At 62.9% G+C, this 11,339-nt stretch carries 13 protein-coding genes; 4 read left to right on the forward strand and 9 right to left on the reverse strand.

Annotation, left to right across the window (positions count from 1 at the left end):
- Positions 1–4: 4 nt before the first annotated feature.
- Positions 5–424 carry a hypothetical protein gene (locus Q0974_RS15300; protein WP_299329374.1) on the reverse strand — a complete coding sequence of 140 codons (420 nt, stop codon included), beginning with the start codon at positions 422–424 and terminating at the stop codon, positions 5–7.
- A 137-nt stretch (positions 425–561) separates the two neighbouring features.
- Between Q0974_RS15300 and Q0974_RS15305 the strand changes: the two genes are divergently transcribed.
- Positions 562–1,017, forward strand: coding sequence for a universal stress protein (locus Q0974_RS15305; RefSeq protein ID WP_299329376.1), 456 nt, complete (start codon positions 562–564; stop codon positions 1,015–1,017).
- Positions 1,018–1,119: 102 nt separating this feature from the next.
- Here the strand turns inward: Q0974_RS15305 and Q0974_RS15310 are convergent, their stop codons facing one another.
- The 6 genes from Q0974_RS15310 to Q0974_RS15335 all read right to left on the reverse strand — a co-directional run bounded on the left by Q0974_RS15310 (position 1,120) and on the right by Q0974_RS15335 (position 5,408).
- Positions 1,120–2,253, reverse strand: coding sequence for an RcnB family protein (locus Q0974_RS15310; RefSeq protein WP_299329378.1), 1,134 nt, complete (start codon positions 2,251–2,253; stop codon positions 1,120–1,122).
- Positions 2,254–2,390: 137 nt separating this feature from the next.
- Positions 2,391–2,879: a GAF domain-containing protein gene (locus Q0974_RS15315; protein ID WP_299329379.1), complete on the reverse strand. Its 489-nt coding sequence runs from the start codon at positions 2,877–2,879 to the stop codon at positions 2,391–2,393.
- A gap of 9 nt (positions 2,880–2,888) precedes the next feature.
- The gene (arfB, locus tag Q0974_RS15320; protein ID WP_299329381.1) at positions 2,889–3,293 is read right to left on the reverse strand and encodes an alternative ribosome rescue aminoacyl-tRNA hydrolase ArfB; all 405 of its coding nucleotides are present in this window, start codon (positions 3,291–3,293) and stop codon (positions 2,889–2,891) included.
- The gene (locus tag Q0974_RS15325) at positions 3,280–3,939 is read right to left on the reverse strand and encodes an RluA family pseudouridine synthase (protein ID WP_299329383.1); all 660 of its coding nucleotides are present in this window, start codon (positions 3,937–3,939) and stop codon (positions 3,280–3,282) included. Before Q0974_RS15325 ends, arfB begins: the two co-directional genes overlap by 14 nt.
- A 43-nt stretch (positions 3,940–3,982) precedes the next feature.
- Positions 3,983–4,585, reverse strand: a complete 603-nt coding sequence (locus Q0974_RS15330) for an NAD(P)H-dependent oxidoreductase (RefSeq protein WP_299329385.1) — start codon at positions 4,583–4,585, stop codon at positions 3,983–3,985.
- Between the two features lie 106 nt (positions 4,586–4,691).
- Entirely contained in the window at positions 4,692–5,408 is a 717-nt protein-coding gene (locus tag Q0974_RS15335; protein ID WP_299329386.1) for a pirin family protein, read from the reverse strand.
- A gap of 95 nt (positions 5,409–5,503) precedes the next feature.
- Here Q0974_RS15335 and Q0974_RS15340 point away from each other — a divergent pair, with 95 nt between their 5' ends.
- The 3 genes from Q0974_RS15340 to ctrA all read left to right on the forward strand — a co-directional run bounded on the left by Q0974_RS15340 (position 5,504) and on the right by ctrA (position 9,336).
- Positions 5,504–6,415, forward strand: coding sequence for a LysR family transcriptional regulator (locus Q0974_RS15340; RefSeq protein ID WP_299329387.1), 912 nt, complete (start codon positions 5,504–5,506; stop codon positions 6,413–6,415).
- A gap of 61 nt (positions 6,416–6,476) precedes the next feature.
- Positions 6,477–8,447 carry an adenylate/guanylate cyclase domain-containing protein gene (locus Q0974_RS15345; RefSeq protein ID WP_299329388.1) on the forward strand — a complete coding sequence of 657 codons (1,971 nt, stop codon included), beginning with the start codon at positions 6,477–6,479 and terminating at the stop codon, positions 8,445–8,447.
- 187 nt (positions 8,448–8,634) lie between these two features.
- The gene (gene ctrA / locus Q0974_RS15350; protein ID WP_299329389.1) at positions 8,635–9,336 is read left to right on the forward strand and encodes a response regulator transcription factor CtrA; all 702 of its coding nucleotides are present in this window, start codon (positions 8,635–8,637) and stop codon (positions 9,334–9,336) included.
- Positions 9,337–9,544: 208 nt separating this feature from the next.
- Here ctrA and Q0974_RS15355 read toward each other — a convergent pair whose 3' ends face one another.
- Positions 9,545–10,330: an SDR family NAD(P)-dependent oxidoreductase gene (locus Q0974_RS15355; RefSeq protein ID WP_299329391.1), complete on the reverse strand. Its 786-nt coding sequence runs from the start codon at positions 10,328–10,330 to the stop codon at positions 9,545–9,547.
- Positions 10,331–10,362: 32 nt separating this feature from the next.
- Positions 10,363–11,265: a phytanoyl-CoA dioxygenase family protein gene (locus Q0974_RS15360; RefSeq protein ID WP_299329393.1), complete on the reverse strand. Its 903-nt coding sequence runs from the start codon at positions 11,263–11,265 to the stop codon at positions 10,363–10,365.
- Positions 11,266–11,339 lie beyond the last annotated feature (74 nt).

Consider the following 11,339-nt stretch of genomic DNA (forward strand, 5'->3'; position numbering starts at 1 on the left):
GCGTCTAGCGCAATAACCCATGCCGCGCAGCCCAGCGCGCGTAAAGGGCCAAGGCGATCTGGATCGCGATCAGGATGACGGAGAAGATGACCCCGCCCGTGCCATAGGCCTGCATCCCGTTGCCGAAGGGCAAGTCATAGCCGAAAAAGCCGATCGCCATCAGCGCGGCCGTCGCCCAGAATACGCGTTCCGCCATCGGCTTGCGCAGGAGGAGCATCAGCGCGGCGATCACGCCCAGAAAGACGCTGGTCGTCCACATCAGGCGGCGCCATTCGGGGAAGTCTTCGATCATCGCGAGCATCTCGGGCGGAAACTGGGCGAGATAGTCCCGGTTCACGGTCAGCGTCATGTAGAGATCGTAAAGACCGAACCCGTTCCACAGGAGCGCCAATAGGGCGACCACCCAGAATATCGCGTTGCGCATGATGCCCTCCCCTTGGCCGCATCGACGGCAATCGCCTTAGCCGCCGAGCACCCGCGCGAACAGCCCAGACCATGCGCCCGGCTTGCCAGACCGGCGATATTCGATCAGTCTTCCACGCAAACAGGGGAACGGCCGACATGCGGACCTATCTGGTGGTCATCGACGAAACGCCCGAGGCGCGGGCGGCGCTGCACTATGCCGCCGTGCGCGCTATCAAGCTCGGCCGCACGGTGGAGATCGTATCGCTGATCCCGCAACAAGAATTCGTCAATTGGGCCGCCGTCGAGGCGACGTTCGAGGAAGAGGCCCGGTTGCGCGCCGAAGCCGCCGTCGCCCAGGCGGCGGGCGAGCTCGTCGAGACCACCGGGATGCAACCGGAAATCACCGTCAAGAAGGGCGATCCGATCAAGATGGTACGCGAAACGATTGACCAGAGCGAGAATATCGCCGGCATCATGCTCGGCGCGGCCGCCGAAGGCCCGCCCGGCCCGCTGGTCTCGCATTTCGCCGGGACCGTGGCCGGCCAACTGCCCTGCCCGGTGATCGTCGTGCCCGGCGCGCTCAGCTTCGAGGAGTTGGAGCGGCTCGGCTAAACGCCGCTACGGCTAACACATCGTCCATAAGAAAGGGCGGCGCGGGATTGCTCCCGGCCGCCCTCTTGCCCCCTCGCTCCCCTCCGAAGCGAAAGGCCGGTATCAGCAGTTGCAGCCGCGCGTGGATACCCGGCGATGGCCGCTCCGGCGCGCCGGCACATATTCGACTTCCTCTTCGATGAATGTCGTCGTGGTCGTCGTCGGCTGCGGATGGACGACGATATTGGTCGTCGCGCTCTGCGTTACGCCAGGAACATGCTGCGTCGCATGGGTCGTCACGCCGTTGACAGTGACATGCGTGCTGACGCTCGGCGCATGATGCGCGGGCGGCGAGACGACGCGCTCGTCATGGCGATAGTCATAATCATAGTCGGCCGTGTAGCCGGGCGCCGCGGGCGGATAATAATCGCCATTGCCGACATATTCGGGCACCGGCGCGCGTTCGTCATAATGGCCGCCATGCCGGCGATCCGAATAGCGGCTATCGCGATAATAGCGATCTTCGCGATACCGGTCAGACTGGCCTGCCGCACCGCCGATTGCGCCACCGGCTATCGCGCCCAGCGCGCCACCGATGATCGTGCCCTCGGTGCGGTTGCCGCGTCCGGCGATCCGGTTGCCGGCGATGCCGCCGATAATGCCGCCGGCGATCGCGCCGGCTGCCGCCGCGCCACCGTCGCCGCGCCGGTGATCGTCATAATAGCGGCGATCGTCATAGTAACGGTCATCGCGATACCGGTCGTCATAGCGGTAATCGCCACCATAATAGCCGCGGCCGTCATAGGAGACGCCGTAGCGCGTGTCGGAGATACGGCCATAGCCGTCGACAAGATAGGCGTCGTCATAATAGCGCACCCAACGATGGCCATAGGCCGGTCGGGCGAGGCCGTAGCGCGGATAATTTACGACATAATAGCGTGGCGTGAGGAAATAGCGTGGCAGGAAACCGCCAACGAAGAAGCGCGTCCCGCGATGGAAGCGAACGCCGCCCCGATGGCCATAGAAACGATGGCCCCCGCGATGTCCGTAGAAACGATGCCCGCCACCACGCACATAATGGCCGCCACCGCCGCGCCATACGCGCGTGCCGCCGCGATGCCCGCGCATGCCGCGCATCGCCTGCGTCGCGAGCGCCACGCCGGTATTGGTCGACGCGCCGGAGTCGGTTTGCGCCTGGGCTGTGCCCGGAATCATCGCTGCGGACATCAAAAGGCCCAGAAAAGCTAAGCTACGCATATTTTGCCCTTCCCACTGTGATCTCGGCCCGCAACGCACAGCGCGCAGGACGTTTACAGTTTCTTAACAGCTTTGACCGGGCCGCGCCACGGCACGCTAGGGGCCATTATGTCCCGATTTGAGGCAGTTCGGCGGGCCTAGGCAGCAACGCGCGGACCGATCAGCGCGACCAGCGCCTCGCATCCGGCCGCATCATCGGTATCGAAGCGGGCTTTGGACGGGCTATCGATATCGAGCACGCCGATCAGCGCGCCATCGACGACAATCGGCACGACGAGTTCCGAGGCCGATACGGCGTCGCATGGGATATGGCCGGGAAAGGCGTCGACATCCTCGACGACCTGCGTCTCGCGCGTCACCGCCGCCGTACCGCAAACGCCAGCGCCCATGGCAATGCGGATGCAGGCTGCCTTGCCCTGAAACGGCCCCAGCACGAGTTCGCCATCAATCGCGCGATAGAAACCCGCCCAATTGATGTCCGGCAGATATTCCCAGAGCAACGCCGCCGCGTTCGCCATATTGGCGATGGCATCGGGTTCGTCGGCAGTCAGCCCGTCCAGCGCTGAATGGAGGTCGGCATAGAGCGAGGGCTTGTCCGTGCTCTCGGAAATCGAAAATTCGTGCATGAGGTATACCTAATCCAGACGCGGTTTCGCGCGCGTTTTTTTGACCTGCCCGCGCACTTTCTTCTTGTCCACCCGGCGCGCCTTGGCGGCGCGGCTGGGCTTGGTCTTGATCCGGCGGGCGGGACGGTGATGGGCCTTTTCGATCAGCGCATCGAGCCGCGCCATCGCCTCGCGCCGGTTGGCCTCTTGGCTGCGATGGTTTCGCGCGGTGATCACGAGCGTGCCGTCCGCCGTCATCCGGTTGCCGGCAAGCGAGCGCAAGCGGCGATAGACATGGGCGGGAAGATCGAGCGCGAGTATATCGACGCGCAGCTGCACCGTTGTGGCGACCTTGTTGACATTCTGCCCGCCGGGACCGGTGCCCGCGAGATGACGCTCCTCGATTGCTTCGGCGGGGATTTCAGTTATCGGCATGATCGGCGATATCCCATAGCCCGAACGTGTCTGGCAATGGCGCCACGGCCTCTATCGGTGGCTTTCCGTCTCGCGGCACATGCAGCGCGCGAGCGTGAAGCAGCATCGGCCCCGCGCCGTCGCCATAGACGGGGTCTCCCGCAATCGCCGCGCCCAGTCCCTCGCGCGCATGCACGCGCAGCTGATGCGTCCGGCCGGTCTCGGGGCGAAACTCGAACAACGTCTTCCCGCCATCCGTTGCCAGCGTCCGCCAATGTGTTCGGGCCGCCTTGCCGTGTGGATCGGTTTCGATCCACCAGCCGCGTTCGCGCGTCGAGCGTTTTGCCAGCGGGAGATCGATCATTCCGTCCGCCCCGGCGACCTCGCCTTCGAGAACAGCCCAATAGGTCTTGCGCACCGCGCCCTCTTCGAACGCGCGGTTGAAGCGTTTGCGCGCCCTGGGGTTGCGCGCGAGCAGCAGACAGCCGCTCGTATCGCGATCCAGCCGGTGGACGATCATCGGATCGCGGGCAAAGCCCATGCGCAGCACGGCCAAGCGATCCTCGACGCAATCGCCGCCGCGTTTGGGCTTCGTCACCGGCAAGCCGGCCGGCTTGTCGATGACGATCGCTTCGGCGTCGGTGAAGAGGATGCGGTCGGCCAGCATGGCGCCGCAGTGACAGGCGGGCGCGATGCAGGCAAGCGCCGCGCTACACGGCCGCGTCTATCGCCGCCTTCGCCTCAGTCACCTTTTCCTCGCCATGCGCCATAAGCTGATCGGCGGAGAAAATCTCGACATCGTCGATCCCGAGAAAGCCCAGCATATGGGTCATATAGCCGCTCAGATGATCGATATCGCTGCCGATCTCGGTGCCGCCGGTGGCGATCGCGACATAGGCTTTCTTGTTCTCGAGCAGACCGACCGGCCCGTTCTCGGTATATGTGAAGGTTTTGCGGGCCCGCGCGACGAGATCGATCCAGGCCTTGAGCGATGCCGGCGCGGCGAAATTATACATTGGCGTGCCGATGACGATGATGTCGGCGGCCTGCAGCTCGGCGATCAGTGCGTCGGACTGGGCGAGCGCACCGCGATGCGTTTCGTCGCGATTTTCCTCGGGCGTGAAATTGGCGGTGATCCAGTCGGCATCGATAAAGGGCAGGCCCTTGGCGACATCGCGCGTGATGATATCGGCATCGGGATGCTCGGCCGTGAGGCGCGCCATCAGATGATCGGCCAGCGCGCGGGAGTTGGACCCCTCGTATCGGCCGCTGGCATCGATACGCAAAATGGTCGGCGTGTCAGTATCGGTCATTGGAATCTCCATGATTTGAAAAGGCTGCGGGGAAATCGGGAGGGAAAATGGGTGAGGGAATTGGGAAGAGCAAAAAAGAAAGAGGGGCCGCAAAGCCCCTCCTCCCTCAATGGGTGACGTCCGGCACCTCGGCGAGCAGAAACTCCGCATCGTCGAGCGCTTCGATGGTGAGTTCGGTCACGTCCGAGATCGCGCCCGCGTCGCGGGCGTCGAGCTCGACGCCGTTTACGCTGAGCTTGCCATCCGACACGACCAGATAGCCGCGAAAGCCCTCGGCCAGTTCATGCGCGATCGTATCACCCTTGCCGAGCGTCGCGCCGGACAGCCGGGCATCGGCCCGGATCCAGAGCGCGCCGTCCAGAATGTCCTGGTCGAACCCGCTGGCCAGCACTTCGAGAGAGCCGGCGCGATCGCCCTTGGGAAACGCCTTCGCGTCCCAGCGCGGCGTGCCGCCTTTTTCGCTCGGTTCGATCCAGATCTGGAACAGCCGGGTTTCCTCATCCTCCAGATTGAACTCGCTGTGCTGGATGCCAGTACCCGCGCTCATCACCTGAACATCGCCGGCATTGGTCCGGCCCTCATTGCCCATGGAATCGCGATGCGTGATCGCGCCCTGACGGACATAGGTGACGATTTCCATGTCGCGATGCGGATGGGCCGGAAAACCGCTTTTCGCGGCGATCTCGTCGTCATTCCAGACGCGCAAACTGCCCCAGCCCATCCGGGCCGGATCGTAATAATTGGCGAAGGAAAAATGATGGCGGGCATTCAGCCAGCCATGATCGGCATGGCCGAGGCTTGAAAAAGGCCGTTTCTCGATCATCGGAATGCTCCTTGGTTGATAGTTTCGTTGACACCCAGATAGGGGTTTGCGATCACACATAAATAGAAACATTGGAAAACTATCGTTTCGTATTTATGTCTAATCTACCCGATCTCGAAGCCTGGGCGATCTTCGCCAAAGTCGTCGAATTGCGTTCCTTCACGGCGGCCGCCGAGGACCTGGCGGTATCCAAGGCCACCGTGTCCAAGGCCGTTACGCGCCTCGAAAAATCGCTCGGCGTCCAGCTGCTCCATCGCAGCTCGCGCCATCTTTCGCTGACAGAGAGCGGCCGGGAACTGGCTGGACGCGCGCAGCAATTGCTGAGCCTCGGCGAAGAAGCTGAGGACGCCGCGCGCGATGACGCCGCCAATCCGCGCGGCCTGGTCCGCCTCGCCGCCCCGATGAGCTTCGGCATCACCCATGTCGGCGCGGCGCTGCCCGATTTTCTCGCCAGTTATCCTGATATTGCTGTCGATCTGCATCTGAGCGATGATGTGGTGGATATAATCGGCGGCGGTTTCGACGCGGCACTCAGGATCGGCGCCTTGCCCGATAGCAGCCTCAAAGCGCGCCGCCTGGGACCGATCGACCGGCATCTCGTCGCGTCATCCGCATATATTGAGCGTAAAGGCCGACCCGAGCACCCGGCCGATCTCAAAGATCATGATTGCCTCTGCTACGCTTATTTGCCCAATCCCGAGAGCTGGCGCTTCACGCACAAAGAGGGCGAAGAGGCGCAGGTGCGCCCCAGCGGCCCGCTGCGCGCCAATAACAGCGATGCGATGATGCCGGCGCTGATCGCCGGGCATGGGATCGCGCTCGTGCCCGATTTCATGCTCGCCCAGCATGACCCCGAAGGCAGCCTGATCACGCTCTTGCCTGACTGGTCGGCGCCCCCTGTGGCGTTGCATCTGGTCACGCCGCCGGGCCGCGAACGGCCGGCACGGGTCACCGTATTGCTCGATTATCTCGTCGGACGTTTCAGCAGGCAATGCCCGGCTGACTGACCCGCATCATCTTGTCGCGCGCCTGCCATTCTGCGATCTAGGTTGCTAGGGGGGACTGCGCGTGCTGCCGCAAATCCGGTCGAAATTCGGCGAAATGCTCGCCTGGCTTGGCCCGACGGCGAAGTTCCTGCTCGTCGCGGCCTTCTTCCTCGCGCTGTTCGTGTCGATACTGGGCTGGCAGACGCCCTTTGTCCGCAGCGCGGAAATGGCATTGTTCAATTTACGCTATCAGACGGTGATGGGCGTCGCCGACATAGACGAGCGCCTCGTCATGATCGTCTATAACGAAGAAACGGCCCTGGACACGGGCCGGCGCTCGCCCGTGGATCGCGCGTTGCTGGCGCGTGCACTGCCGGTAATCGATGCGATGCAGCCGCGCGCGATCGCCATCGACATCCTGTTCGACAGCACGACCGAGGGCGACGAGGCGTTGCTGGCCGCCCTCTCGGGCGTGCAAACGCCGACATATGTCGCCGGTGTCGATCCTGCGTTCGAGCCGTTCGCCGACACCCGACTTGCCTTCCTCGGTTCGCTCACCGCAACGCTCGGCGGCAGTAATGTAAGTTTTGCCGATGCAAGCCTGGAAACCGACAGCGACGGCGTCGTCAGACGCTGGCCGGTCGGCGAGGACCGGCCCCTGATTGCCGATTCCGTCGTTCGCGACGGCACGCCATTTGACGATTATGGCGGGCTGATCCGCTATCGAGCGCCGATGTATGCGGATACCGCGGTCTTCGACAAATTGCCCATCGACTTTTTCACCGACCCCGAAGTGGCGCTCTTCATGGATGCACTCGTCAGGGACCGCATAGTGCTGATCGGCGTAGATTATTTCGACCTCGATCGGTTCGACGTGCCCTTTATCGACCCGGCGACGGATACGACAACGGTATCAGGTATTGATATCCAGGCACATATGATTGCGCAGCGGCTCGACAATATTCGTTATGACGACCCGCCAGGCTGGCTTGCCGGTCTGGTGGTCATCTTCGCGATAGCATCGGCAATCGTCCTCGGCCTGTTCGTCCATAGCAAATGGCTGCATATCGCCGGCGTTATCGGCGTGCTGGCGATCTTGCTGATCCTGCCCTTCGGCCTGCAGATGATCATACCGACGCCAACCTACGGCTTTCCCGCCGCCGGGCCGGTGCTCGGCTGGGCGCTGATTATCCTGACACTCGTCACCGTGCGCCGTTCGATCGCATGGGAGCGCGGACGCGTCGCGCAGTTCGCGCTCGCGCGCTACCTGCCGCCCGATATCGCGACCGAAATACTGGCCCGGCCCTCCGATGCCGCGCTAAGCGGCGACCGCCGCATGATCTTCACCGTGTTTACCGACATGGAAGGCTTTACCGATCTGTGCCATCGTACCGATGCAGGCGATGTCGCCAGCCTGCTCAACGCTTATCTCGAAACGCTCTCGGCCGTGGTGATCGAACATGGCGGGACCATCGACAAATATGTCGGCGATGCGCTGGTCGCGATCTGGGGCGCGCCGATCGCGCGTGAAGATGACGGCTTGCGCGCCTATCGCGCCGCAATCGCGCTCCAACAGGCCGGCGAAGCTTTTCGCACCGATCCGCAATGGACCGACGCCAGAGTCGGCCGGACGCGCGTCGGCATGCATTATGGCGAGGCGATCGTCGGCAATTTCGGCGGCAAGGATCGCATTCAGTATACGGCGCTTGGCGATACGATGAACGTGGCGGCCCGGCTCGAGGCGGCGAACAAGGAGCTCGGCACTAAGATACTGGTCAGCGATGCCGCGATAGATCAGCTCCCGGGCAGCCAGTGCCGGACGATGGGGTCGATATTCCTTCGCGGCCGATCGACCCCGGTCATCGTGTTCGAACCGGTTCCCGACATGGATCCGGAACATTTCGATCGGCTGGAGGCGCTTCACCGCCGGGCTATGGAGGGCGATCCGAAGGCTATCGCAGAACTGCGCCAGCTCGCCCCCGAAGACGAAGCGCTGGCCTCTTTTGTCGAGCGAATGGGCCGGATCATCGAGCAACGAGAGGATACGGGTTAGCGTAATAACGGCTCAGAAACCCGCCTTTCCAGCGCAAAAAGCGAGTGAGTCCCAAATGTCACAGGTCCGCGACTCGTGGAGTTAACTGCCCTTTAACCTTTTACGTTCATACCTCCGATGGTTAATGAATTGCACTGAGCCGTTCGGGGCGGCGTCTCGTTCGGTGCCACAAACAAGGGGTGACCTGATGCGCGTGCTGCTGATCGAAGACGAGCCTACCACGGCAAAGAGCATCGAAATGATGCTGACCACCGAAGGCTTTAACGTATACACGACCGATCTTGGCGAAGAAGGCCTCGATCTGGGCAAGCTCTATGATTACGATATCATATTGCTCGACCTGAACCTGCCGGACATGCACGGCTATGACGTGCTCAAGAAGCTGCGCCTTTCGAAGGTGCAGACGCCGGTCCTGATCCTCTCCGGCATTGCCGAAATGGATAGCAAGGTCCGCAGCTTCGGCTTCGGCGCCGACGATTATGTCACCAAGCCCTTCCATCGCGAAGAGCTGGTCGCTCGCATCCATGCCGTGGTACGCCGCTCCAAGGGTCACAGCCAGTCGGTCATCAAGACGGGCAAGCTCGCCGTCAATCTCGACGCCAAGACCGTCGAAGTGGACGGCAACCGCGTCCATCTGACGGGCAAGGAATATGCGATGCTCGAGCTGCTTTCGCTGCGCAAGGGCACGACGCTCACGAAAGAAATGTTCCTCAACCATCTGTATGGGGGCATGGACGAGCCGGAACTCAAGATCATCGACGTTTTCATCTGCAAGCTGCGCAAGAAGCTCAGCCTTGCCTCGGGCGGCGAAAATTACATCGAAACGGTATGGGGCCGTGGCTATGTGCTACGCGACCCGGTGGAAGAAGAACAGGCGCAAGTCGCCTGACCTCCACCCGCCGACCCAGACTTCAGGGCGGGGTTTCCAAATCCTGGTAAAAGGGGCGAGGCCGCGGCAGGAAACTGCCGCGGCCTCTTTTTATTTGTTTTTGTTTGTCAGAATTTCCCTATCGGAAAATCGCGGCGCCGGGAGTTTGTTTGTCAGACTCAACCTGACGGTTGAGCGCGGCACCGAGGCGTAGCCGAGGTCTGACAAACTACGCGTTCTTGATCGTCAACCCGCCATCTACGGGGATCACAGCCCCGGTGAGGAAACTCGCCGCGGGCAGGACGCAGGAGAGCGTCATATGCGCGACTTCCTCGGGGATGCCGTAACGCCGCATCGGCACGCGGCGTTTCGCGTAGATCGTCTTATGCTCTTCGGGGATCGCATCGGTGATCCCGGTCCGGATCGGGCCGGGGCAGACGCAGTTCACGGTGATCCCCTCCCGCCCGAGATCGACGGCGAGACCGCGGGTGAGGCCGATCACGCCGTGCTTGGCGGCAACATAGGGGCTGTTGCCCGGCGTGGCGCCGAGCCCTTCGGTTGAGGCGATGTTGACGATGCGCGGGCTGTCCGACTGCCTCAGATGCGGGAGCGCGGCCCGGATCATCCGCTGATGCGCCGAGAGCATGACCGCGAGCGTTGGACCCCAGCTATCTTCGTAGCTTTGCTCGGCAATATCGGCGGGGATCGCGAAGCCGGCATTGTTGACGAGGATATCGATCCCACCGAACCGCTCGGCCGCTTCACCGACAACGCGCGTGATGGCATCCGGATCGGACACATCGAGCGCCCATGCCGCCGCTTCGCCCGAAACGTCTGCCTCGGCGATCTCTTCCGCCACCCTATCACAAGCGTCCTGCTTCAGATCGGTGACGGCAACCTTCGCACCTTCGGCCGCGAACAGATGCGCGGTTGCGCGCCCCATGCCGCTGGCGGCGCCGGTGACGATCGCGACTTTGCCGGCGATCGACCGGCTCAAGGACTGATAGGGTTCCATCGCTTACTCCCGGCTGTCGATATGGTGGCGGCTTACCCGCCGAGCGTGCCTTCGCGCGAGCGCTGGGTCACCTGATCGTAGAGATCATCGCCCCAGCCAGCGGCTTTCTCGCCGAACAGGAAATCGGGCGGCACGACTTCCGGCCCCTCGCCGGGCGGCAGGGGCGGCGTATAATAGCCGAGCGCGTAACTCCCCATCGCATAGCCGAGCAGCGCCTGCAGTTCGGGATCGAAATCCTTGGCGATGTCCGGCGGACAGGAGAGATACTGGTTTTCCTCCTGCCGCAGCCAGCCCAGCGCATAGGTGATGTTGAGGCCCATCCGGTCCGCGCCGGAATTGTTCGCGCCGCCGCCATGGATGACGCTGCCCGAATAGACGAGCACCGAGCCCGCATCCATCTCGGCCCAGGTCAGCTCGTCCTCGGTGGGGAGGCGCGTATCGTCTTCCCAGAGATTGCTGCCGGGCGCGACCTGCGTCGCGCCATTTTCGAAGGTGAAATCGGTGACCGCCCAGATCGTGTTGAGCTGCGGCTCGATCACGCGCTGCAGATAGCCGCCCCAGGCCAGCCGGTCGCGGTGGAGCGGCTGGACGCCCTGCCCGTCCCGGATGCGGATAAGCTGGGTTAGATGGAGCTGGAAGCGATCGCAAAAGGGCAGCAGGAATTTCTCGCAGGCGCCGAGGATCGTGCTGTTGGTGACCAGCTCCCGGCATGCCTGTGACCGCGCGACCAGCGCGCCGGTGCGCGTCGTCTTGCGCCCGGTAAAATCGTCGCGCCCGAGCTCGGTCGCCTCGACATAGGGCATAATCTCATCGGTCAGCCGCTTCAGCTGATCGCCCTGCATCAGCCCGTCAACAATTACCGCGCCCTGCTCGGCGAGCAATCGCGAAATTCCCTCCGGCGCCACACTGGCATCGACATGCGTGATTGCGGTCATCGATCCTCTCCTATCTGTGCTCATCCTAACCCAAATGGTCCGAAACCGAAATGCGTTCGGGGCAGCGGAACGCC

Source organism: Parasphingopyxis sp., assembly GCF_028279465.1.
Taxonomy (GTDB): Bacteria; Pseudomonadota; Alphaproteobacteria; order Sphingomonadales; family Sphingomonadaceae; genus Parasphingopyxis.